The following is a 24,267-nucleotide window of genomic DNA, read 5'->3' as shown; positions in this document are numbered from 1 at the left end:
ACCTCATGCAAAGTCAAAAGAATAGCGCTAAGGCAAGACTTTTACTGCACCGTAAACGTCACCGGATCGCTCTTCACCTTCGGATGATCCTTCAAACTCAGCTGCGCCACGTACGTTCCCGCATTGACTTTGGCCCAACCTGACTCATCCGTGCATTTGGCGAGCGTGGCGTTCGCATTGGTATTCCACGTGACCTTCTGAACGTCCTTATCGCCCTTAGCCATCAGCAGCAGACGTGAATCCGCCGGGCACACATCGGACTTGTAAATCGTTTCCTGACCGGAAGTAATGGTGAGCACACGGCCGGAATCGGACCCGTCCACTAAACAGTTGCCTGACCCCTCGTGCACGATGGTCGCGGTGAAATCAAGCGATCCTCCTACCGGCACGGATTGGGAGGCCGCGGAAAGCTGCAATGTCACATCACTGGCCGAGCAATCCTTGACGTTGCTGACTTTCTTCGGCGCCGGCGTGGCGTCGCGGGAAATCGCATACACCTCGTCATGGTGGATCATCGAGTTCACGGCACCGATACCCCGGCCAAGGCTATACACGCAGAATACAATCAGCGCGATTATCAGCAGCAGCACCGTACCGGCCACGATACGCCGACGACGATAGATGGCCTGCTGCTTTTTGCTGATCCTGCGCTTGCGCGGCTTGCCGGAACGGTTGTTTTGGGAGGGCCCGCCGGATGGCCCATTGGCCCCGGTGCCGGCTCCGCGTGCCGTTCTCGCGCCTGATGTGTTCCTCTGCACTGCCATAACTCTTCCAGTCTACGGTCACCACGCCCATACACGCTTGGGGAGCCCACCATTTTTCACAATGTCAGCTGGGTAGTCGCAGGCCGCCGTCCAGAATCTCTATCAGGCCGTCATCGTCAAGGCTGGCGATGCAGGCGGCAAGCTGAATCTGGTCCTTCCAAAGCTTGTCGGCATCTTCCCTGGGCAACGTGGCTCCAGCGGGAAGCTCGCGCAGCGCGGCGAGCACCAGACCGCGCACCTGTCGATCCGTGCCTTGGAATCGTTGGCGTGGGCGGGTGCGGCGCTCCCCCAGTCCGGGGCGGCCGGCCTTGAGAAATGCACAGTCGTCCGCAATCGGGCAGGTGTCGCACAGCGGCGACTTGGCCGTGCAGATCACCGCGCCCAGTTCCATCACCGACTGGTTCCACGTGACCGATGGGCGCTCGCCACGATGCAGTCGAGAGCGTTTGCCGCCACGGATAGTGCTGTTCACGACATGTTCGGCGCTACCGGCATTATCGGCGACGTCAGCATCGCACCCGAGAATCTCGTCTTTGGGCAGCATGCGGTTCGCCAGCGCGCGTTCGGCCGGGCTGGTCGCTCCCCCGCGCGATTCGACGCCCAGGAACACGCGGCTCAGCACGCGGCGAATGTTGGTATCGATCACGGCAATTCGTTCGCCGAACGCAAAGCTCATCACCGCGGAGGCGGTGTAATCGCCGATGCCGGGCAATGCAGTGAGTTCGTCATACGTGCGCGGCAGTTTGTCGGCGTAATCTTCAGCCACCACGCGGGCGCATTCCTGTAACCGCAATGCGCGGCGTGGATAGCCGAGCCGCCCCCATGCGGTGATCACCTCGGCCTTGGGGGCCTCGGCGAGGGCGCGGGCGTCGGGCCAACGTTCCATCCAGTCGGTCCAGTACGGCACTACACGGCTCATCTGCGTCTGCTGGCTCATGACTTCGGATACCAGCACGCCCCACGGCGTGGCCCGGCCGAAGCGCCATGGCAAATCGCGCGCATTGGCCTCCCACCATGCGCCCAATCGCAAAGAAATTGCTGTGTCGTTCATCGTTCTTATTCTTAGCAGCTATGACGAACGAAGCAGAACAGAATTCGCAGAACGCACAGAATCCCGAAACAAAAGTCGAGAAGATGTTCGAGTACGGGTACCGTAAATCGAATTACGGACCGGACGAACTCGTAACCGACGCGCATGGCAACCCCATCTCCGTGGTGGACGCGATGCTCTCGGCTGAAAAGGCCGCCACCACCGAAACCGTAACACCGCATCTGTGCTACTACTCACCGCGCATTCCCGGCAACACCGGCTCGGCCATCCGCCTGTGCGCGGTGACCGGCACCATCCTGCATTTGGTGGAGCCGTTGGGTTTCAACCTGCGCGACACCAAGCTGCGCCGAGCAGGCCTCGACTACCACGACATGGCCCACGTGGTGCTGCACCCGAATTTCGACAACCTGGTGGAGTCCATGCCCAATTCGCGCATCATCGCGTTCACCGCACATGCTACCAAGCTGTACACCGAGGTGGAATACAAGCCGACCGACATCCTGCTGTTCGGCCCCGAGCCCGGCGACATCCCCGACCCGATGGACATCATGGAGGGCCCTCATGTGGCCGAACAAGTGCGACTGCCCATGCGCCCGTCCTTGCGTTCCCTGAACCTCACCAATTGCGCGTCCATCGCCATCTACGAAGCCTGGCGCCAACTCAACTTCGCTGGAGGGCGCTGAGGAGAAGGCCCGGTGGGCCTTCGAGTAGCGACGCCGAACGAACGCCGACAGGCGTGAGAGAGGAAACCCTGAGCCTCGCAGCACGACCATCATCGCAGAAAATGGGTCTATCGGCGCTTCGAGGGGCTGATTTGGCATCTGCCGGAGGTCTATTGCCGCTTCGAGGGGCTGTTAAAGGACGAAACCCCGAGTATAGGCGTTGAAATATCAACGCTTGTACTCGGGGTTTCTTGATTGAGGTACCCCTCTGAAAGCAGATACCTATCTGCGCAAATGTACCTCTTTGAAGGCAGATACCCTACTGAATCAGTTCTTGAAGCTGTGAATCGGAGCGGGAATACGACCGCCACGGGTCACAAAGGCCTCGCAGCTGGTCTGGTTGACCGGCATGATGGGCGCGTAGCCCATCAGGCCGCCGAAGTTCGCCATCTCGCCCACGCCCTTGCCGGCAACCGGGATCACGCGCACGGCGGTAGTCTTCTGGTTGACCATGCCGATGGCGGCCTCGTCGGCGATCAGGCCGGAGATGGTGGAAGCAGAGGTATCGCCCGGAATGGCGATCATGTCGAGGCCCACCGAGCACACGCAGGTCATGGCTTCGAGCTTCTCGATGGTCAGGCAATCGGAAGAAGCCGCGTCGATCATGTTCTTGTCTTCGGAGACCGGGATGAACGCGCCGGACAGGCCGCCCACGTAGGAGGACGCCATGATGCCGCCCTTCTTGACCTGGTCGTTGAGCATGGCGAGCGCCGCCGTGGTGCCGGGAGCGCCGACCTGTTCGAGGCCGATCTTCTCTAGCACTTCGCCCACGGAGTCGCCCACAGCCGGGGTCGGGGCGAGCGACAGGTCGATGATGCCGAACGGAATGCCGAGGCGGCGGGATGCTTCCTGGGCCACAAGCTGGCCGACGCGCGTGATCTTGAACGCGGTGCGCTTGATGGTCTCGCACAGGAACTCGAAGTCCTTGCCCTTGGCCGCATCGAGTGCGCGGGAGACCACGCCGGGGCCGGAGACACCGACGTTGATGACCGCGTCGCCCTCGGTGACGCCGTGGAAGCCTCCGGCCATAAACGGGTTGTCGTCAGGCACGTTGCAGAAGGCCACGAACTTGACGCAGCCGTAGGAGTCGTTGTCGGCGGTACGCTCGGCAACGTCCTTGATGATATGGCCGAGCAGTTCGACCGCGTTCATGTCGATGCCGGTCTTGGTGGAGCCGACGTTCACGGACGAGCAGACGATGTCGGTCTCGGAGAGAGCCTGCGGCAGGGAGCGGATGAGCAGCTCCTCGGCCGGGGTCATGGACTTGGAAACGAGTGCGGAGTAGCCGCCGATCAGGTCGACGCCGACTTCCTTGGCCGCCTTGTCAAGCGCGTGGGCGATCTTGACGAAATCCTCGCTCGTCTTGCAGGAGCTGGCACCGACCAGTGAGATCGGGGTGACGGTGATGCGCTTGTTGACGATCGGGATGCCGTAGTCGCGTTCGATGGCCTTGCCGGTGGAAACGAGGTCCTTGGCATAGGTGGTGATCTTGCGGTAGATGTTGTCGCAGGTCTTGTCGACATCGTCCGAGGCGCAGTCGAGCAACGAGATGCCCATGGTGATGGTGCGGACGTCGAGCTTCTCCTGCTCGATCATCTGATTGGTCTCGTGGACCTCCATGATGTTCAGCATGGTTTGTTCCTTACAGGATATTTAAAGACTAGTTTGGCGGTCACCCTCATCAGAGGGATAAGGATGGCTCCGTCAGTGGAAAGCCCACCGGGCTTTCCACCTCCTCGCGTGAGGCGGCCTGCTGAGCGGGCCGCCTCAAATACGGTGCATCTTGGTGAAGATTTCCTCACGCTGGCAGCGGATGCGCACGCCGATGTCGTCGCCGAGGTCCTCAAGGTTGCCGACCATCGCGCCGAAGTCCTTGTCCGCGTTGGCGTAGTCGACAATCATCATCATGTTGAAGTAACCGTCGATGATGGTCTGCGAGATGTCGAGCACGTTGACGTTGTGCTGGGACAGGTAGGTGCAGACTCGCGCGATGATGCCGACGGTGTCCTGACCGACGACGGTGATGATTGCCTTGTTCATGGCTCTCCCTGGTCGTATACAAAAAGCGGGTGACTACCCAAGTATAGGGAAGACACCCGCCATTTAGCATTGTGATTTATTATCATGCCTCGCGTGAAGCGGATTTCGCCGCGTACGCGGCAAGCGCGCGCGGTGCGTGGAAGCCTTGCTTTTCGAATTCGTCGGCGATCTTCTGAGCGACTTCCTGAGAACGACCCTTGTCCACCAACGCGATGATGGAGCCACCGAAGCCGCCGCCGGTCATACGCGCACCGTAGGCACCGTTCTTGCGGGCCACGTCCACGGCCACGTCGAGCTCGGGCACAGTGACCTCGTAGTCCGCGGCCAGCGAATCATGGGAGGCGTTGAACAGGCGGCCCGCGGCCTCGATGTCGCCGCTGGCGAAGGCGCGCACGAAGGAGCGCACGCGCTCGATCTCGGTGACCACATGGCGCACGCGCTTCTTCATCGTCTCGTCCGGCAGCGCGTCCAGCGTCTCCTTGAGCGCCTGGAACGGGTCGTCGGCCTTGGCGATGCCGTCGGCGGTGACGCGCAGGTTGGCCACGCCGAGGATCTTCGCGGCCTGCTCGCAGGTGGCGCGGCGCTGAGCGTACTGACCATCGTTGAGCTGGTGCGGAGCCTGGGTATCGACCACAAGCAATTCGAGGTTGTACTTGTCGAGATCGAACTCCTGCTGGGAGACGTTCTCCAGCGGGGTGAGCTCCGGGCGGCAGTCGAGCAGCAGCGCGTGGCCTTCGGTGCAACGCATGGAGGCGCTCTGGTCAAGACCACCGGTGGAAGCGCCGGCCATCTCGTTCTCGGACTTGATGGCAGCGTTGATGAGGGTCACGCGGCCGGCGTCGGAATCGCCGTAACCAAGGCCGTACACGTCGTCCAGAGCCAGAGCGGTGGAGCAGGTCATGGCGGCGGAGGAGCTCAGGCCAGAGCCCAGCGGCACGCAGGAGACGAAAGCGGCGTCAAAGCCCTTGACCTTGTCGAAGCCGGCTTCACGCAGCGCCCAGGCCACGCCGGTCGGGTAGGCGGACCAGCCGTCCACGCCACGGGCCTTGAGGCCATCGAGATCAGCTTCGGCAACCTTGTCGGGAGCCACGTCGGAGACGACGCGAACCTTGGTGTCTTCGCGCGGCTTCAGAGCGATGAAGGTGCGGTGCGGCAGAGCGATCGGCAGGCACAGGCCGGCGTTGTAATCGGTGTGCTCACCGATCAGGTTCACACGGCCCGGAGCAGCCCACACGCCCTCGGGCGCAGCGCCGTAGGTGTCGACGAACAGCTTGGTAGCTTGCGAGACGCCTTCCTCATGGGTCAGCGGCTCAATGAATTCAACAGCAGTCATTGATGTTTTCTTTCTATCAGTCGGCGATGTCGATGGAGCCGAGCTCGTGGAAGCGCTTGGCGATGAGTTCCGGCGTGGTGTCGGAGATCCAGGCGGCCATGCCGGATTCGGAGCCGGCGAGGTACTTGATCTTGTTGGCGGCGCGGCGGAAGGAGAAGAACTGCAGGTTCAGGCGGTAGTTCTCGCGGCGGGCGTCGTGGATCGGGGCCTGGTGCCAGGCGGCGATGTATGGCAGGTCCATGCCCTTGCCGTCGCCCTTGTCGAAGAAGGCGTTGCCGCGCTTCAGGAGGTGCGAGTACATGGAGGCGAGGTCCCAGCGTTCTTCGTCGTTGAGCTGGTCGAGGGTGAGCACGTCGCGCACCGGAGCCACGTGGACCTCGAGGGGCCAACGGGCGGCGGCCGGCACGTAGGCGACCCAGCTGTGGTTGCGCATCACGATGCGTTCGCCGGCTTCGAGCTCGGCGTTCATGATGTCCTTAAGCAGGTTGCCGCCGGTCTTCTCGTGGTAGGCCTCGGTGTGCTGGAGTTCCTTCTCCATCTTCGGGGCGATGAACGGGTAGCAGTAGACCTGGCCGTGCGGGTGAGCGAGGGAGACGCCGATTTCCTGGCCGTGGTTCTCGAACGGGAAGATCTGCTCGATGCCTTCCATCTTGGAGATTTCGGCGGTACGGAAGGCCCAAGCCTCAACCACGGTGCGCAGGCGGGAGACCGGCAGATCGGCCGGCAGGCCGTCCTCGTTCGGGTCGAAGCAGATGACCTCGCAGCGGCCGGCGGCGAGCTTCTTCTCCCACAGCGGGTTGCCGTCAACGTAGGTCACGTCCTCGGAGACGCCGGGCACGCGCACCATGGAGGGGAAGCGGTTCTCGAACACGACGACGTTGTAGTCGGTGTCCGGCACTTCGCCGTCCTGGTACGGGTCACCGGGCTTGCGGGCGGCCAGCGGGTTGCCCTTGGCGGTGGCGCCGGGGCCGGCGGTGATCGGGCGGTTCATACGGGCGGTGGCCATCGGGATCCAGTCGCCGGTCAGCGGGTCGCGGCGCATCTGCGGGGCGGCGTACGGCACTTCGTTGCCGTCGGCGTCCAGGTGCGGGGCGAAACGGTAGTCCAGCGGGCGCGGGTCCTTGAGCTCGCGGGTCTTGGCACCGGAGACGAACTCGGGGTCGTCGTCCAGGTAGAAGAAGTCACGGCCGTCGGCAAGCGTCGTCGGCGTGATGCGGATGTGCTCCTTCGCATACTCCCCGGGGGTGTAGTTGGCGAAATCAGCCATGGGTTTGCTCACTTTCCTCAATGGTCTCGCTCTGGTGGGCCAGCACGAGCTCCTTTACTAAATCCTTGGTTTTGGCGGCGGAGTCGGGGTCGAGCCCGTCGTCAGTAATGACCGTGTCCACTTGGTCGAAGCGCGCAAACAGCGACAGCGACGTGCAGCTCCACTTGGTGTGATCGGTCAAAACTATGGTGCGATCGGCGATGTCCATCATCGCCATATCGGTTGCGGCTTCCAGCGAATTCGGCATCAGGAAGCCACGGGGAATCGACACCGAGTGGGTGCCGAGGAATACGGTGTTGACACGCAGCGAAGCGACGACCTTGTCCGCGATCGGGCCGACAAGCGAGTTCGATCGGGTGATCACGCCGCCGGTGACGATCACCTCCACATCCTTGGATTCGAGGGCCTGGACCAGCTCGGCCACGGGAATCGAATTGGTGAGGATGGTGATGCCGCTGGACTGCTGCGATTCGAGCAGATGCTGGGCGAAGACATAGGCCGTGGTGCCGCCGCCGATGGCGATTACATCGCCGGGAGCCACATATTTGATGGCTTCCTGGGCGATGGCGTCCTTCAGGCCGATATCCATCTGAGACTTGACAGAGAACAGGGGTTCGCTGAGCAAGGTACTGGTAGTCACCGCGCCGCCATGGACGCGCTTCAACAGTCCCTTGTCGGCAAGTTCGGCGATATCGCGGCGGATGGTCATCGCCGACACACCCAGTTCCTTCGATAGCGCCGTAATGCGCACTGCCCCGCGTGTGCGCAACCTGCTCAAGATGAGGTGCTGACGTTGTGACGAAATCATGCGAACATTATCGCACACAAAAGCTCACAAACCAAACCGGCTTGAGCGTTTTGGGGACAATCTCTCGAAAATCCCGGGCAATTCAGGTGTTCATTTCCACAAAACCGCGCAAAATCGCACATTGTGCGAACCGATATTCTCGCAGCGACCACTAGCGCGATGACTCACGACCGACGACTCTCCCGAGCGCGTTGCTCAGCGGCGAGTCACGCCTGATACCTGGTGCATCCCGATTCATGTATCTTCTGCCGAGCCGACGCCTGCGTGCGCCTCGACACGCGGTAGCCCCTTCCCCAATTCGCCTAGGCAGGAATCGCCTAGCCGCACCAGCCCAAGCGTGAGACAATAGGCGGTATGACTTACGTTTCTGAAAGCTTCTGGCACGACGCCGTCAACAAAGCCACCACCGATCTGTTCACCTTCGGCTACAAGCACATCATCAAACCGAACTTCGTGTTCAACCACCGCCCCGATGAGGCACACGATCAGATGATCGAGTTCTGCCACGTCGTCAAGAACGTCCCGCCGCTGCTGCTCGCCGAGCAGCTGATGCTCGACTACACCGACCCCATTCTGGAAACGAATGTGATGGGCGTCGATTTCACCAACCCGTTCGGCCTGTCCGCCGGCCTCGACAAGAACTGCGACATGCCCGTGGTGCTGGACCATGCCGGCTTCGGTTTTGAAACCGTAGGCTCCACCACCTCGCGTCCCTGCCCGGGCAACGCCAAGCCGTGGTTCCACCGTCTGCCTGAATACGATTCGATGATGGTGCACGTCGGCCTCGCCAACATCGGTTCGGACAAGGTCATCGAGCGCGCCGAGAAGGCTTGGACTCAGGCCCGCCAGATGCAGCTGTCTGTGTCGATCGCCCGCACCAACGACGACCAGTGCGGCGATTTGGACGAAGGCATTGAGGATTACTGCATTTCGATGCGCCGCGCCGCCGGCCGCACCGCGATGGTGGAGGTCAACGTCTCCTGCCCGAACACGCACGTCGGCGAACCGTTCACCGCGACTCCGGAAGCGCTCGACCGTCTGTTTACGGCGCTCGACAAGATCGACCGCCCGCAGCCCACGCTGGTCAAGATGCCGTTGAACAAGCCGTGGGGCGAGTACAAGGAGCTGCTCGATGTGCTGGCCGATCACAATGTGCAGGGGCTGTCCATCGCCAATCTGCAGAAGGACCGCACCGGCCTCGAGATTCCGCGCGATTGGGAGGGCGGCCTGTCCGGCGGCCCGTGCACCAACGCCAGCACCGAGCTGATTCGCAAGGTGTATAAAGAGTATGGCGACCGGTTCGCTATCGCCGGCATCGGTGGCGTCTTTACCCCCGAGCAAGCCTATGCGAAGATTCGTTCCGGCTCCAGCTTGGTCATGTTCATCAGTTCGCTGATGTACCGAGGCCCGCAGCAGATTACCGTGTTGAAGCGCGGTCTGGCCCAGCTGCTGCGCCGCGACGGATTCGAGCACGTCTCCGACGCCGTCGGCGTGGACGTGGAGTGAACTCACATATTGCCCTATTACCCATGGGGCGGTAAAACCCTCATGGGGCGGTGATTGTCCCATGGGGCGGTTAGCCAAATTTCACATTCCGCAGAATACCGCCGTTTTGGGTTACCGCCCCATGAGGGTTTTACCGCCCCATGGGAAAGTTACCGCCCCATGAGGATTTAGTACGCACCGGCCACGTATTGCGGGGCGTAGGGGATCTCGGTGGACGGTATGCCCAGCTTGTTGGCTGCACGCAACGGCCAGTATGGATCACGCAATGCGGCGCGGCCAATCTCCACGGCATCGGCTTCGCCATGGGCCAGAATCTTGGCCGCCTGCTTCGGCTTGGTGATAAGACCCACCGCGGTCACCGGAATATCGGCCTTGGCCTTGACCTGCTCGGAGAACGGCACCTGATAGTTCGGCTTGACCGGAATCGACACTCCCGACATGATGCCGCCGGTAGACACGTCCATCACATCGACGCCATGCTCCTTCAGCACCTTGGATAGTGCGATGGTCTGGTCCAAATCCCAACCGCCGGCGGCCCAATCCGTGGCCGAAATGCGCACCAGAACCGGCACGCCCTCAGGGACGGCCCCACGCACGGCATCCACAACCTCGACCAGGAACCGAGAGCGACCGGTCAAATCGCCACCATATTCGTCATCACGCTCATTGCTCAGCGGGTCAAGGAACTGAGAAATCAGATAGCCATGCGCGGCATGAATCTGAATCGCTTGGAAGCCGGCGGCCACCGCACGGCCCGCCGCCACGGCGAACGCGCCGACCAGACCATGAATCTCATCCACGGACAGCGCGCGCGGCGTACGCAACCCACCGAACGCGATTTCAGACGGTGCCATGGTAGGCCAGCCGCCCGCCTCCTCCGGCACGTTCTGACCGTCGTAACCAACGGCAAAGCAACCAGTCGAAGCCTTACGCCCCGCATGGTTGAGCTGGATGGCAGGCACCGCACCCGCCTCGCGAATACCGTCCACGATCCAGCGCCAAGCATCAATCTGCCCGTCTTCCCACAGGCCCAGATCGCACGGCGTGATACGCCCCTCAGGAGCCACGGCGGTGGATTCGACAATCACCATGCCGAATCCGCCGAACGCGCGAGACACGTAATGCTGGTAGTGGAACGGCGTGGGCCTACCATCGCGGGCGAACGACGAATACGTGCACATCGGCGGCAACCAAATACGATTACGCACGGTCACCTCGCGCAGCGTCATTGGCGCAAACAGCCCCGGACGGTCCTTGCTGACTTTCTTATCTGCCTTGCTCACAGCTTCCCTTTCCTCATAATCCTCATAATCATCGAACGATTCGCTCGTCTTGCCCGCGCCGGCCCGCTTCTTGGACCGTGCATCGGATTTTGACTTCTTCTTACCGTGCTTACGGTTCTTCGATGCATCCTCGTGCTTGGTCTTCGGCTGCTTGGACTGATCGCCGTCCGAAGACGAAGCCAGCGTCACCGCTTTGAGATCCGGCACGTCGAATCCACGAAAATCAAAATTCTCATGCGTCAGATCGTCGTTGCTCATCGTTCCCCTTTCCGATGCACGTTCATGGCAAATATTCGATGAACGCGATGGCGTTGTCATTAAGTATTGTAAAACGGGCGTCACCTGAAACAGGTAACGCCCGCAAACTACGTAATTTGGGTATCGCAGTCGGCCATGTTACGCAGACTCAGCCGGCATGCAATCACCAAATGTCAAACGCCAATCACCAATCACTGGCCATCATTCGACTGCTCTGAATTGGTGCCCTGGGTTTGGGTGTTGTTTTGCCCAGTGTTCTGCGACTGAGACTGATTGTTGCTGCTCTGCGATTGGCTGTTGCCATTCGTAGTGGTCTGCGGCACGCTGAACGTTCGTCCGCCAATGCCCAGATACTTGCCAGTCGTGGTGTACTTCGAGACGGGCTGGCCGTAATCGTTGTCAATCGGTATTTTCTTCTTGGAAATGTAGCTATTGAAGAAGTTGGTAACGGCCGGAGCCGCGATTGTCGAACCATCCCAATAGCTGTTGTACCGGCCGTTGATGGCAATGTTGGAAATACGGTTGGTGTACGGGTTCTGTGCATCGCCGACCACAGCGAACGCCGCAATCTGATTAGGAATGAACGATCCACCGGACACCGCAAGATCCTCACTGGTACCGGTCTTACCAAACGACTTACGCCCGTCAGCCAATCTGAATGACCAACCGGCACCATCCGGCCGCACCGTACCTTGGTTCAGGGTATAAGCGAGTGTTTGGATGATGTCCTTATCCACCGCCTGATGGCAGTTCGCGGATGGAACCTTGAGATCGTTGCCGTCCTTATCGGTCACCTTGCTGATGGCAATCGGGTTGCATTGCACACCATTCGAGGCGTATACGGCGAAGATGCTCGCCATGGTCAGCGGGGACACATTCACCGAGCCGATCATCATGGATGGTGTATACACCTGGGTTTTGTCGATGGTCTCACCCGTGGCGGCGTCATGGTATCCCAGTTCAGTCGCGGTGTCCGCCACCTTGCACAGTTTGAGGATGGCACCCATGGAAGCCTGAGTAGTGTTATGCGAACGGACCAGACCGAGGAATGGGCTTTCTGGGTTCACTGTACCTGCGCCCATGGCGTTCGACACGTTCCACGAATCGGCACCGCCCGAATAGTTACTGCAGGCGAAGTCCGTAGTGGGGTATGACGTCGAGGTCTGGAGGTTGTCGTTGATGGAATGGCCCGCTTCCATCCACGCAATCAGGTTGATCGGCTTCCAGGACGAACCGATGGTCCAACCAGAACCACCGCCATCCGCCAAATCGACGGCATAGTTCTGGCTCGTCTTGGTGGGATCGTTCGCGGCTGCCGGAGTGGCGTCATAGTAACGATTCAGGCCAAAGCTCAGCACTTCGCCGGTTCCCGGTTTGACTGCGGCCATGGCTATCTCCATGCCGCTGGGATCGTCCGGTGGAATGGTATTACGCGCGGTCTCCATCATCGTGGAATTCGCTTCCACATCCAGCGTGGTGACGATTTTCAGGCCACCCTCCTGCAGCAGCTTGTTACGCTCGGCACGAGTCTTGCCGAATTCTTCGGAGTTCTGGATGCGATGCACCACAAAATCGCAGAAGTACGCGTAATCGCCGGTGTCCTGACAGCCGACATTCACGTCCTGTGCTTTCAGCGTGTCCTTCAACGGCGTGTTCACAGCTTCGGTGTACTGCTTCTGGGTGATGTATCCTTCCTGCAGCATCAGCTTGAGCACGATATTGCGTTGGTTTTCGCTTTCCTTCTGGTTCTCTTCGACCAGCGGATCATACAGGCTTGGGTTCTTGGTGATAGCCGCGATGGTGGCGGACTGCACCACGTTCAAATCGGCGGCGGACACGCTGAAGTAGCGCTGGGCCGCGGTTTCCACGCCATACAGGTTGTTGCCGAACTGGGCGATGTTCAAATAGCCCTGCAGAATCTCGGCCTTGGAATACTTCTTTTCCATCTGCACGGAAATCAGCATCTCGCGAATCTTACGGGCGATGGTGTCTTCAGTGGCATGGTACTGGGCGATCGAATCGTCATCCTCGATCGCCTGCATCAGCAGCACGTTCTTGACGTACTGCTGGGTCAGCGACGAACCACCCTGCTGGGAGCCTTTGACGAGGTAGGTCTGCACGAACGCACGCATCACGCCTTGCACGTCGACGCCGGCGTGAGTCCAGAATCGACGGTCTTCGCGCGCCACCACTGCCTGCTGCATGGTTTTGGAAATCTTCTTCAGCGGCACGACGATACGGTTTTGGTTGTAGAACGTCGCGATAACGGTGGAACCGTCTCGCGCGTACATCGTCGACTTCTGGGGCAGACTAGTCACGTCGAAGTCCACGTTTTCTACCTTGAGCGACGGAATCACCGCTTTGGCGGCTTTATTGGCACCGATCACACCCGGTACAAACAACACGCTGGCCGCCACGCCGCCGCAGACGGCAAGCATGATATAGGCCAAGAGGAGAACAAGCACACGTTGGAGAGTGAGGGACTTCTTTTTGGGCATGGGCCCCATTCTAAATGGGGTGCCCTACCAACCGGGCTTACGGTCAGCTCCCGTGAACATATCATCACAAGAATCGCACTAGCGTAACATTGGCTGGAAGTCAGCCGAACGGTCAGCGCCGCGAGCGTCGAATCAGCATACCGGGCTGGAAGATGATGATCGATCGGCCGTCACGTGCGATCCATCCGCGGTTGGAAAAGTCCATCAACGCCTTGTTCACGGTCTCACGACTGGAGCCCACCAGTTGGGCCAGCTCTTCCTGAGTCAGGTCATGCGGCACTTTGAGGCCCTGTTCCACCGGCTCGCCGAAACGTGAGCCCAAGTTGAGCAATGTCTTGGCCAGACGCGCCGGCACATCCATGAATACCAAGTCGGAGATGCGTTCGTTGTTGCCGCGCTGGCGGCTGGCCATGACCTGCAACATGTCGATGGCCACACGCGGATGCTCATCAAGCCATGCGAACAGGGCATCATGCTCCAGCCAGACCACGCGCGTGCCATGGCTCATGGACACCGCGGACGCGGTGCGCGGGCCACCATGAGGGTCGAATACCGGAATCTCGCCAAGCACTTCGCCCGGCGCGTGGATGGACAGCAGCTGCACGCGGTCATCGGAAGAAGTGCGAATCAGCTTGACGCGCCCCTGCTCCAGTAAATACATGCGCTGATCGGTATCGCCTTCGGAGAAGATATAGTCGCCTTTATCGAACGTCGCATGCTTCAAATGCGGCAACAGCTCCTCGGCTTCGGCTGGCGATACCTGCTTGAACAATGCCGTATGCAACAGGATGTTTTCCTCGTCAGCAAAAGCGTTTGGCGTTTCCAAGCTCATCGCACCATCCTTATTGTCCTATGACCGTCGTCGCCCATCCGTCATATTGTAACGCGCCCCACAGGTTTCGTCAGGAGCATGCCCTCATTCGTCACTTCATGTGTGGCACGATCCGATAGCCGTACGACATGCTGACGAATGCGTTACCGCGAAAAACGGCACTGTCGCGGCTACCGCGCTCGCCCATGACAAAACCGCGCACGGCCACCGGCAAAATCGTATACGGCCATCGGTGAAATCACGCCGCAAACCAGTCAATAAGGTGCTCGACGATGTGTTCGCGGCTGAGACCCGTCTGGCTTTTCATCGGGTCCACGCGTTTGACCGCTGATTTCACCGCTTTGTCTGACATCTTCTCGCGACTGGTGTTGAGCACACGGCTCATCTTGGCCGCATCGATGTCATACGCCATGGTCACATGGTGCAGCACCGCGCCGCCTGAGCCTACGGGGAAGCGCCGCTGCGCCGCTCCCCCGATCTTGCCGTACTGCGAGGCGATATCATTGAGGCCCGCGAACCGCACATCCAAGCCAAGTTCGCGCAGCGCTTCGACCAGCCACCAGTCACAGAGCCGGTAGGATTCTTCGATGCTTACGCCCTGAACGAAATCGAGCGGCGCATACAGAGAATAGGTAATGGTGTTGCCCGGTTCGATAAACATCGCTCCGCCACCCGTGCAACGGCGTACCACGTCGAAGCCGAGCTGCTTGGCAATGTCCAGATTCACCTCGTCCTGGGCCGATTGGAAACGGCCGATGACCACAGCCGGGCCCGCCCACTCCCATAATCGGATGGTCGGCTGTCGTGTTCCTGCTGCGACTTCACGCGCCCAGGTCTCGTCAATGGCCATTTGCTCGTCCGGAGTACGCGGATGGTCGTGGATCACGGTGAGTTGAGGCTTGAGGGCGTTCCAGCGCTCCCGGTATTCAGAGCTTTTGTCGGGCTGCTTGGTTTGTGTATTGATGGATGCTGGGATGTTCGGCGCATCGGGGCTGCCCACCCCCACCCGCTGCGCTGGAGCCCCCGCCAGCGGGGGTAAGTTGCTGCTTACGGCTCGGCTGTATGCGGTTTTGATGGCAACTTCATCTGTGCCGATAATTTGGCAACTAGGATGAGCGTCCAATACGGACCGCAATGAATCATCGCTAATTAGAGCTCGTTCCAGGTCATGCAACAAAGCATGGGATTCGGCATCCGAAACTGATTCAATAAAGAAATCACCGCTGATATGGCATGACTGTGCGGTGCCGTCATCATCGACGGATACGGTCACGGCGACTAGTTTGCTGCCAACGGTTTTGCATTCCCCATGTCGCATTTGCATGCAACTCAGTATAGAGAGTTTTCTGGCTCCCCTCAGCGAGGGGAGCCAGGTTTGAGGTCACATGCGGGCCAGAATGTCCTTGCCGACCTGGTCGGTGGAGCGCACGGTGGAGCCGAGCTCCTCGATGTCCGCTTCGACGGCGGTATGGATCTTCTTGGCCGCATCATCAAAGCCGAGATGCTCGAGCAGCATGGCGGCGGAGAGGATGGCGGCGGTCGGGTTGGCCTTGTTCTGACCGGCGATGTCCGGAGCGGAACCGTGAATCGGCTCGAACATGGACGGGAACTCGTCGGAGGCGTTGATGCAGCCGGAGGCGGAGTAGCCCACGCCGCCCACCACGGAGCCGGCCTCATCGGTCAGAATGTCGCCAAAGAGGTTGTCGGTGAGAATCACATCGAAACGGCTCGGGTCGGAGACCAGGAAGATGGTGGCCGCATCAATGTGCTGGTAGTCGTGGGTGACCTCAGGGTATTCCTCGCCGACCTTGTCGACGATGCGCTGCCACATATCACCGGCGTTGACGAGCACGTTCTTCTTGTGCACCAGGGTGACGTGCTTCTTGCGCTTCATAGCGAGCTTGAAGGCGTAACGCACCACACGCTCCACACCGTATGCGGTATTGATGGACACCTCGGTGGCCACCTCCTGCGGGGTGTTGCGGCGCACCGCGCCGCCGGCACCGCAGTACAGACCTTCGGTGCCTTCACGTACCACCACGAAGTCGATGTCGCCGGGGTTGGCGAGCGGCGAGGTGACGCCCTTGTACAGCTTGGAGGGGCGCAGGTTCACGTACTGGTCGAGGTCGAAGCGGAGCTTGAGCAGCAGGCCGCGTTCCAGAATGCCGGCCTTGATGCGCGGATCGCCCACGGCACCGAGCAGAATCGCGTCGTTGGCCTTGATGCGCTCCTCTTCGTCCTCGGGCAGAATCGCACCATCGCGCAGATAACGCTCGGCACCCAAGTCGAAGTTCTCGTACTCGAAGTCAGCTACGCCTTCAGCGGCCTTTTCCAAAGCCTTCTGAGCCCACGGAGTGACTTCCTTGCCAATACCGTCGCCGGGAATAACGGCGATTTTATATGTCTTTGCCATAGTTCAAGGAGCCTACTCGCGCTATCACCTGCCGGCCCGAACCCGCTCAGCTAGTGGACATGGCCTAATGAGCGAGCCCCATCACATCCATGCACCAAGCGTTCTCATAGGAAACCTCTTCCCATTGCTTGTAACGCCCGGATAGACCGCCGTGACCGGCCTCGACCTCAATCTTGGCCACCGCGTCCACGCCGGCGGACTGCAAACGGGCCAGCCATTTGAGCGGCTCGACGTACAGCACGCGGGTGTCGTTCATCGAGGTGGTAATGAAGATTCTCGGGAATTGCGCGGCGGCGACCGCGCCGGTGGCCGCCCCATCAGCACTGCCGTCACCGGCAGCCTCGTCGTTGCCGCCCTCGAGCACGGCGACCGGCACATTCTCGTATGGCGTGTACGACTTCATGTACTGATACACCTCAGGGTCATGCAACGGGTCTCCCCATTCGTCCCATTCGGTGACGGTCAACGGCAAGTCCGGGTCAAGAATGGAGGTCAACGCGTCCACGAACGGCACATCCGCCTCAACACCGGCGTAGCATTCGGGCGCCATATTGGCAATCGCGCCCATCAGCAGGCCGCCAGCGGATCCGCCGTTGGCCACGGTGCGCCAAGCATCAGCCAAATGCGCCTTCTGCAGCGCGCGTGTGGCGTCCACGAAGTCCTCAAAGGAATGCTTCTTGTTCAGTCTGCGCCCCTGCTCATACCAGGCGCGTCCCATTTCGCCGCCGCCACGAATATGCGGCACGGCGTACAGCACACCGCGATCCAACATGCTCAGACGAGAGACCGAGAACCCCGGATCGGAGGAAATCTCGTATGCACCATATCCGGTAATGAACATCGGCGAATCCTGCGCCGGGCAATCGCGGTGCCAGACGAGGGAAACAGGAATGCGTTCGCCGTCGCGCGCGGTAATCCACACACGGCGTTCCATGTAATCGCGTGGATTGAAGTTGCCCAACACGGTGGCTCGCTTCAGCAGCGCATCTTCACCGGTGGCGGGATCGATTTCGTGCAACTCGCCCGGGCGGGTGTAGCTGGCGAACGAGTAGCGCATGCGCGGCGCCTCATACGAGGGGTTGCCGCCGACGCCGATGGTGTACAAGCGCCGGGTCTCACCGGGCAGGTGGTCGTCGCTAGCACCATCGGAAGATGACGTGTGATCCGTGGGGGCCTCATCTTCGGTCCACAAGATTTCGCCATGATCGCCGGTGAAGTTTTCGCGATCGTCGGCAACCATGTCCCAGTCGTCCTCCAGGGCAGGCGGCAGCAATTCCGTAAACCGCCACGGCCGTCCGGCCAGGAAGTCGGCGGCAGCCGCGCTCTTGGTCATGTATGCCACGTGCGGCTGGCCGTCGGCACGGTAGCTCAGGGACACAAAGTTGCGATGCAACGCGATGCCTTCGATGCCCAGACCGTGGGCACCCTGCAATATCGCCGGATTGACGGCGTTGAAGTATGCCTCGGTAATCGGCTTATCCGGCTCACCATGTTCACAGCCGTACGGCGACCCGGCGGCAATGCACACGCCTTCGCCGAGTCGGTACGGCGGCTCATGGCCACGCATGTCAATGACGTCGATTTCGAAATTCGGATTGGCAGCGTTGTGATAGACCACGGCGAGTGGCACATCCGCACCGTTCTCCCCCGCGCCTTCAAAACAGGCAAAGCTCACATCATATTCAATATCGTTCTGACGCGGAATGAAAGCTTGGAATTCGCCTTCAGGCGTGGCCACCGGCAGCATCAGCACTTCGGTGGTGGTTTTGGAACCGGTGCCGATCACGATATTGCGCTCATCAAAACTGATGCCAACGCCCACCCAGAACCGTTCATCGGTTTCTCGGTACACGCACACATCCGATTCGACCGCCGTGCCAACACGATGCCGCCACACAGCGAGCGGCCGCCAGGAATCGTCCAATTCCACCCAGAACACCCATTGGCCGTCCGGCGTGAAGCATGCGCTGCCAATGCCGGTGAACTGTTCGGGCAGTTCGCTGACCGGCTCCCCGGTCTCCAGCCCGGCAAGGTCGCGAATGCGGAAATCATATCGCTCGTCTCCCGCAACATCCACGCCGTACAGCATCCAACGGCCGTCCTTGCTCAGATCCAAGCCGCCGAGCCGGAAGAAGTCATGCCCCTCGGATTCCTTGTTCGCATCAAAAACGACCTGTTCACCGGGCATGGAGCCGGGCGCGCCTTGCGGATCCACGACCGGCGGGTCCCAGTCATCGGCATCGCGCACGGGGATGCGGCATTGCACGCCATACTGTTTGCCCTGCTGCGTGCGGGTGAAGTACCAGTAATCATTGACGCGCGTGGGAACCGACATATCAGTCTCTTCCACATGCGATTTCAGCTCTTCAAACAACGTATGCCGGAAATCCGCCAGATGCGCCATGCGACGCTCGCAGTACTGGTTTTCGGCAGCTACGTAGCTGCGCACATCATCGGAGTCTTTGTCTCGCATCCACTCGTAATCGTCTTCGAAAACGTCACCGTGGAATTCGCGGCGCTTCGGCTCGCGCTTGGCGTAAGGCGGCATCGCGGCCGCGGCGTTTGTGCTCTCGTCAGTCATACCACGCGATTATAGGCGAGGCACCGCACCGGGACGCATTCAGTGTTCATCACGCCGCGCCTATCGCAACACCGTCTTCAGATACGGCAGCATGGTCTTCAGAATGTTCGAGCCTGTGGTGCCGGTGAATACTGGCACATCGGTTACCGGAGTCGGCTGGGTCGAGGTGAGCCCCGTCACCGACGCCAATCCGGTTGATTCGCGCGGGCTCAACTCACGAATGACGATCGCCAGTACACGTCCGGGATATCTGCGGGCGATGGTGGCGTACGTGGTCGGGTCTTTCTGCCCGTCATCGCCCACCAGAATGAACTTCATGTCTGGGAAGTCGGCCATAAGTTGTTCGGCAAACTCAAGTTTGTGCTGGGGGCCGGTGGGTACGAAGGTCTTGGGCCTCGGGTCGAGGTCGCGCAGCAGCAGCGGGCCTTCGGGAAAACCATGGTCAGTGATGAAGTTGCGAATCGAACTCTCCACATTCCAGGGCGATGTCGAAAGATAGAAGAACGGTGCGCCGGGGAACAGGTCGGCGATGCGGGTGAACAGCACGCTCATGCCCGGCACGGAGGCTTTCTTCTTGGGGTCGAGGAACAGCAGGTTGTACGCGGCCTTCCATGGCACCGGGGCCTGCGTGATCATGATGGTGTCGTCCACATCGGAGATGATGCCGACTTTGGCACTGGCGGGGATGGTGTACAGGTTGGCGCTCACGGGTTTGCGGTTGGCCACGCTGTAGGAGACGCGATGGATGCCGGGCACCAGACGATGCTCGGCCACGAGGTCGAGATATCCGGCGGAATCGGAGATGGCGTATTCGCTGCCGAGATCGCGCGTGCGGTCCACCTTGTCATAGACCTCGGAGACACCGATCTGCACGGTGTTGAGCGGCATGTCATCAATGCTGGCCTGCACGTGGGTGCGCGGCGCGGGTATGGCAAGCATGCCGCGGATGCCACGGATCAGTTCGCCGGATTGCGCGTGCCTGGGGGCGTATACCGTGCGGCAGATCAGACGCGAGTAATCGCCGGTACCATAACCCACATAGGGTTCCACTCGCGGATACCAGTCCCATTGGCGCACCACCTGAGTGGAGATGCGTGACCATACACCGAACACGCGGGTGACGGCACGACGTATGAATCGGGTGATCGGCGGCTTGACTTCGATGCGCTCACGCTTGGAGGGGGTGTCGAACGTCGTGGCAGCCTTGCGTGCGGGAATCGGCACGGTGGGCATGTCATCGGAATGTTCAGCGTTGCTGGCATTGTCGGCACCATTGGCGGATGCCTTGACGTCAGAGACTGGCGCGGTGGCGGACAGCGCTGCATTGCAAGCAGCAGCATCCCAAGGCAGTCGCTTGCCTGCCGCCTCAAAATCCTCGCGTGGGCTTCTCATAGACACCAATATAGGCCATACGCCTCATTTTCTTGGCTCCCCTCAGAGAGGGGAGCTCAAAAGGAACTACCGCACGACCTTCGCGTATTCGTCGGCGCTCAGCAGCTCCGGCTCATCGTCGTCAAGCTCGACCTTCAGCAGCCAGCCTTCGCCGTACGGATCGCCGTTGACCACGGACGGGTCGTCCGCCACGTCACGGTTCACATACTTGACCGTACCCGCCACGGGGCTGATCAGCGGCTGGACGGCCTTGGAGGATTCAAGCTCCACGATCTCGTCGCCGGCCTCCACACGGGCGCCAGGCTCAGGCAGATCCACGAACACAAGTTCGCCAAGCTGGTCGGCGGCGTATTCGGTGATGCCGATGATTGCGGGGTCGACCGAACGGTCCACCCACGCATGCTCCTCGGAGTATTCGAGGTGGTCGGGAATGTCGAGATTCAGCGGCTGTTCGTTTTCGTTGTCATCACTCATAGTCATAAGCCTAACCTATCTTCGCGGTCCGTCACAGCTCGCGACCGAGCCATTCCTCAATCATGTAGCGGGCGATGGTGGCGCGGCCCGGCGCCACCATACGGCCGGCGATGAGCTCGGCCGTGTATTCGTCGCGTGTGACCCATCGCGCGGTCATGGTCTCCTCGCCGTCCACACGCACGTCGGTGGTGATCGCATGTGCCTTGAACGCCATCATCAGCGAAGCCGGGAACGGCCACGGCTGCGAACCCAGGTACCGCACCTCGCCAAGCTTGATGCCGGTCTCTTCCATGGCCTCGCGGCGGCAGGCGTGTTCAAGGTTCTCCCCCGCCTCCACAAATCCGGCGGACACCGAATACAGCCTCGAATCCTTCCATGCCGCGTTGTGTTGCAGCAGCAGACGGTCGTGCCCGTCCACGATGGCGGTAATGACCGCCGGCTCCACGCGCGGGAACAGCACACGGTTGCCGTCCGCCTCGTTGGTGCATCGCTGCGCCCATCCGGCGAGCGCCGGCCGGACCGCCGCGCCACAGGTGGGACAGAACCGCTGGCGGCTGTGCCAGATGCTTAAGGTGATGGCACTGGTGGCTTGCCCGGCCTCGCGCGCGTTGGAGTGAGGGGCAAATCCGCGCAGGTCCACCCAGTCGAACCGGGTCACGGCCTGTTGCAGCAGCGTGGGCTTCGGGGCCAAGGGCTGTACGGGCGCGCCGACCGAATCATCGAAGGCATCGTCCGCACCTTGCCCGGCCGAATCCGGTACACCGAGCGGCCCGGCGATTTTGGCTGCGGCTACGCCGCCATTACCCTTGGCGTTTCCCGGCTGCCGTATTCCGGCGGCAGCACCTCCGCTGATGCCGTTCTTGCCCAGCGCGCCGTCCACAGTGCCGGAATCCTGGGTGCCGAGCACGCCGCCGACGGCACCGCCAACACCGGCAATCCCGCCAACACCGGGAACGCCGGCTTCCGGCACGCGCGTGATATCCACGGCGACCACGGATTCGCCGCGCGCCCCGACATAGGAGCCAAGGAACATGGCGACCGCTTCGGGGTAGCGTGCCAGTTCGGCGGACACATAGGCGCCCGGCAACGTGGCGAGCCGCATTTTCACGTTCTCATAGTCCACAAGCTCGCCTTGGCCGCGCGGTACGGCGACAAGTCCGCCGCGCGTAAGCACGACTTTGGTGGTCGGCTCGGCCAACAGCTCGTCGATCAGGCCGGGTTCGCTGCGCCGGTCCACCTGATAGTCGATGTCACCTTGTGCGAGCGGCAGGAACGGCAGCGCATGGGTCAGTGCCAGAGGCGAGAAATGAATGTCAGCGGTCATCGAAGTCTCCTATGCGTTCTTCTGCGCGCTCTGCACGCGCTTGACGAGCGAGAGCAGTGCTCGCGCCACGGTATCCGGATGTTCGACGGCACTGAAATGGCCGCAGTCCGGAATATCGATGAATTCAGCGCCGGTGATTCGTTCGGCGAGCGGCCGCATCACACTCGGATTGCTGGAGGGGTCCAGTTCGCCGGATACCACCAGGCTCGGTGCGCTGATCGTTTCCGGCACCGCCCCCAGTTCAGGACGTCCGTAGGTCATGCGCTGACGCCAGGCCAGACCAGCCGGGTTCTGTTCGTTGATCCAGCCGGTCATGGTCGCGATGAATTCAGGAGTCTTCTTGACGGTGGAATCGCCATCGGCCGGCTGCGCGAAGTGCATCACCGGTTCGACCGAGTTCGTCTGTTCGGCGGCGTCCGCCATCTTCAGTCGGTTCTCTCCGCCCACGCCGTCGGACGCGGCCATCGTGTCACACAAGGCCAGTCCGGCCACCGTTTCGGGGTACAGGCGCTGGATGTCCATCGCCACGTAGCCGCCCATCGACAGCCCGACCCAAATCGCCTGCTCATAGCCGGCGGCCTTGATCAGGTCCACGTAGGCTCCGGCCAGGCGATCCAACGCCTCGCTGTACGCGCCGTTCGCCATGCGGGGGCCCGAATCGGCGTCGCTCGGCACCGGGGATGCGCCGGAGCCGGCCATGTCCGGAGCCCAAATCGGGAAGTCCGGCACATCGTTCAGGTCGGCGAAATCGGCGAGCGCCTTCGCGCACACGTCCCACATGCGGTGGTCCACCGGGTAGGCGTTCATCAGCACCACCGGCACGCCTTCGCCGTCGCGGTAGATATGATTGGCCAATTCGATTGCCATTGTCGTTACTCCTTCACATTCGCGCCCCACTGGCGGAGCTGTCGACACAGTCGGCTGGGAGCGGTCTCAAAGCGGACCGCCCTCCGTCGCTACGCGCCATCCCCGCCAACGGAAGGCAAAACAACTGTCAGATTCCGGCCCAGGCCAACGCCTGCCGCACGATGCGCCCGTGGCCGTTGACCATCTGCGCCACGAACGTGTTCATTACGTCGCTCTTGGGATCCACCCATTCCACATCCAGCGTCTCGTCCTGCGGCTTGCAGTCGCCGGCGATGGGCACCATGTAGCACAGGGCGATGGCGTGCTGGCGCGGATCGTAGTATTCGCTCAGTCCCGGCGTGGGGAAGAATTCGGCCACGGTGAATGGCTGGAGTCCGACCGGCAGCAGCGGCAGGGCGATGTCGCCCAGGTCCTTGGCCACATTGCGGGCGATGGCCTCGCGCAGCGTCTCGTGGTACAGCACACGGCCGGTGATCAGCGTGCGTTCGATCGACCCGTCATCGGATACGCGCAGCAGCGAGCCCACCTGGGAGATGCGGCCCATCTCATCGGTGCGTACGGGCACGATCTCCACATACGCGATGGGCATCTGATGGCGCGCCCGGTTGATGTCGGACGGCCCCAGCCAGCCCGGCGGGTTGCCATGGCCAGAACCGCCTCCGTGGATGAAGTCCTCGGGCGTGATGTTGTCGAATTCGCCGCGGCCACGGCCGGCATCATAATCGCCCTCGTCGGGCACTTCATCATTCATGACTGGCATGCATCCCATTATTGCGCGTCACAGCGCGCCGCGCGTCACCTTCCAGCGAAATCTTGGGAAACGTTTGGCCGGCGGCGGAAAATACGACACAAAT

The 24,267-nt window shown here is 61.1% G+C and carries 20 protein-coding genes; 2 read left to right on the top strand and 18 right to left on the bottom strand.

The window, feature by feature from the left end:
- Nucleotides 1-41 precede the first annotated feature (41 nt).
- Together BLLJ_RS02080 and BLLJ_RS02075 are read right to left on the bottom strand one after the other, a co-directional pair.
- Nucleotides 42-764 (bottom strand): hypothetical protein, encoded by a 723-nt coding sequence (locus tag BLLJ_RS02080; protein ID WP_007057770.1) that lies wholly within the window; start codon nucleotides 762-764, stop codon nucleotides 42-44.
- A 64-nt stretch (nucleotides 765-828) separates the two neighbouring features.
- Nucleotides 829-1,815 (bottom strand): HhH-GPD family protein, encoded by a 987-nt coding sequence (locus BLLJ_RS02075; protein WP_007053737.1) that lies wholly within the window; start codon nucleotides 1,813-1,815, stop codon nucleotides 829-831.
- 20 nt (nucleotides 1,816-1,835) lie between these two features.
- On the opposite strand from BLLJ_RS02075, the gene BLLJ_RS02070 reads away from it, so the two are divergent.
- Nucleotides 1,836-2,498: a tRNA (cytidine(34)-2'-O)-methyltransferase gene (locus BLLJ_RS02070; RefSeq protein WP_007053738.1), complete on the top strand. Its 663-nt coding sequence runs from the start codon at nucleotides 1,836-1,838 to the stop codon at nucleotides 2,496-2,498.
- Between the two features lie 306 nt (nucleotides 2,499-2,804).
- Here BLLJ_RS02070 and BLLJ_RS02065 read toward each other — a convergent pair whose 3' ends face one another.
- From BLLJ_RS02065 to BLLJ_RS02045, 5 genes are all read right to left on the bottom strand, one after another.
- On the bottom strand, nucleotides 2,805-4,169 hold the full coding sequence (locus tag BLLJ_RS02065) for a PFL family protein (protein WP_007053739.1): 1,365 nt from the start codon (nucleotides 4,167-4,169) through the stop codon (nucleotides 2,805-2,807).
- A 135-nt stretch (nucleotides 4,170-4,304) separates the two neighbouring features.
- The gene (locus BLLJ_RS02060) at nucleotides 4,305-4,577 is read right to left on the bottom strand and encodes an ACT domain-containing protein (protein WP_007053740.1); all 273 of its coding nucleotides are present in this window, start codon (nucleotides 4,575-4,577) and stop codon (nucleotides 4,305-4,307) included.
- Nucleotides 4,578-4,659: 82 nt separating this feature from the next.
- The gene (gene galK, locus BLLJ_RS02055) at nucleotides 4,660-5,910 is read right to left on the bottom strand and encodes a galactokinase (RefSeq protein WP_007057651.1); all 1,251 of its coding nucleotides are present in this window, start codon (nucleotides 5,908-5,910) and stop codon (nucleotides 4,660-4,662) included.
- A gap of 16 nt (nucleotides 5,911-5,926) precedes the next feature.
- Nucleotides 5,927-7,177, bottom strand: coding sequence for a galactose-1-phosphate uridylyltransferase (galT, locus tag BLLJ_RS02050; protein ID WP_007053742.1), 1,251 nt, complete (start codon nucleotides 7,175-7,177; stop codon nucleotides 5,927-5,929).
- Nucleotides 7,170-7,985 (bottom strand): DeoR/GlpR family DNA-binding transcription regulator, encoded by an 816-nt coding sequence (locus BLLJ_RS02045; protein WP_023658105.1) that lies wholly within the window; start codon nucleotides 7,983-7,985, stop codon nucleotides 7,170-7,172. The genes galT and BLLJ_RS02045 overlap by 8 nt, the downstream gene beginning before the upstream one ends.
- A 354-nt stretch (nucleotides 7,986-8,339) precedes the next feature.
- Here BLLJ_RS02045 and BLLJ_RS02040 point away from each other — a divergent pair, with 354 nt between their 5' ends.
- Entirely contained in the window at nucleotides 8,340-9,491 is a 1,152-nt protein-coding gene (locus BLLJ_RS02040) for a quinone-dependent dihydroorotate dehydrogenase (RefSeq protein ID WP_007057648.1), read from the top strand.
- 167 nt (nucleotides 9,492-9,658) lie between these two features.
- Here BLLJ_RS02040 and BLLJ_RS02035 read toward each other — a convergent pair whose 3' ends face one another.
- From BLLJ_RS02035 to BLLJ_RS01985, 11 genes are all read right to left on the bottom strand, one after another.
- Entirely contained in the window at nucleotides 9,659-11,032 is a 1,374-nt protein-coding gene (locus BLLJ_RS02035) for an NADH:flavin oxidoreductase/NADH oxidase (RefSeq protein ID WP_007055215.1), read from the bottom strand.
- 191 nt (nucleotides 11,033-11,223) lie between these two features.
- Nucleotides 11,224-13,539 (bottom strand): transglycosylase domain-containing protein, encoded by a 2,316-nt coding sequence (locus BLLJ_RS02030; RefSeq protein WP_007051332.1) that lies wholly within the window; start codon nucleotides 13,537-13,539, stop codon nucleotides 11,224-11,226.
- A gap of 103 nt (nucleotides 13,540-13,642) precedes the next feature.
- Nucleotides 13,643-14,362 carry a Crp/Fnr family transcriptional regulator gene (locus tag BLLJ_RS02025; RefSeq protein ID WP_007051333.1) on the bottom strand — a complete coding sequence of 240 codons (720 nt, stop codon included), beginning with the start codon at nucleotides 14,360-14,362 and terminating at the stop codon, nucleotides 13,643-13,645.
- Between the two features lie 238 nt (nucleotides 14,363-14,600).
- Entirely contained in the window at nucleotides 14,601-15,686 is a 1,086-nt protein-coding gene (locus BLLJ_RS02020; RefSeq protein ID WP_013582404.1) for a lipoate--protein ligase family protein, read from the bottom strand.
- A gap of 57 nt (nucleotides 15,687-15,743) precedes the next feature.
- Complete coding sequence (locus BLLJ_RS02015; protein ID WP_007051335.1) at nucleotides 15,744-16,775, bottom strand: 3-isopropylmalate dehydrogenase; 1,032 nt, start codon at nucleotides 16,773-16,775, stop codon at nucleotides 15,744-15,746.
- A 64-nt stretch (nucleotides 16,776-16,839) separates the two neighbouring features.
- Nucleotides 16,840-19,356 carry a S9 family peptidase gene (locus BLLJ_RS02010; RefSeq protein WP_007051336.1) on the bottom strand — a complete coding sequence of 839 codons (2,517 nt, stop codon included), beginning with the start codon at nucleotides 19,354-19,356 and terminating at the stop codon, nucleotides 16,840-16,842.
- 60 nt (nucleotides 19,357-19,416) lie between these two features.
- Entirely contained in the window at nucleotides 19,417-20,748 is a 1,332-nt protein-coding gene (locus BLLJ_RS02005) for an App1 family protein (protein ID WP_007057650.1), read from the bottom strand.
- A 66-nt stretch (nucleotides 20,749-20,814) separates the two neighbouring features.
- On the bottom strand, nucleotides 20,815-21,228 hold the full coding sequence (gene gcvH, locus BLLJ_RS02000) for a glycine cleavage system protein GcvH (protein ID WP_007051338.1): 414 nt from the start codon (nucleotides 21,226-21,228) through the stop codon (nucleotides 20,815-20,817).
- Between the two features lie 25 nt (nucleotides 21,229-21,253).
- Complete coding sequence (nudC, locus tag BLLJ_RS01995) at nucleotides 21,254-22,546, bottom strand: NAD(+) diphosphatase (RefSeq protein WP_007057649.1); 1,293 nt, start codon at nucleotides 22,544-22,546, stop codon at nucleotides 21,254-21,256.
- Nucleotides 22,547-22,555: 9 nt separating this feature from the next.
- Entirely contained in the window at nucleotides 22,556-23,413 is an 858-nt protein-coding gene (locus tag BLLJ_RS01990; protein ID WP_007051340.1) for an alpha/beta fold hydrolase, read from the bottom strand.
- Nucleotides 23,414-23,540: 127 nt separating this feature from the next.
- Entirely contained in the window at nucleotides 23,541-24,173 is a 633-nt protein-coding gene (locus BLLJ_RS01985; RefSeq protein WP_013582403.1) for an NUDIX hydrolase family protein, read from the bottom strand.
- Nucleotides 24,174-24,267: the final 94 nt, after the last annotated feature.

It is taken from the genome of Bifidobacterium longum subsp. longum JCM 1217 (genome assembly GCF_000196555.1).
GTDB lineage: Bacteria > Actinomycetota > Actinomycetes > Actinomycetales > Bifidobacteriaceae > Bifidobacterium > Bifidobacterium longum.
Note: the sequence above shows the minus strand (reverse complement) of the source record. Positions and strands in the feature narration are given on the sequence as shown.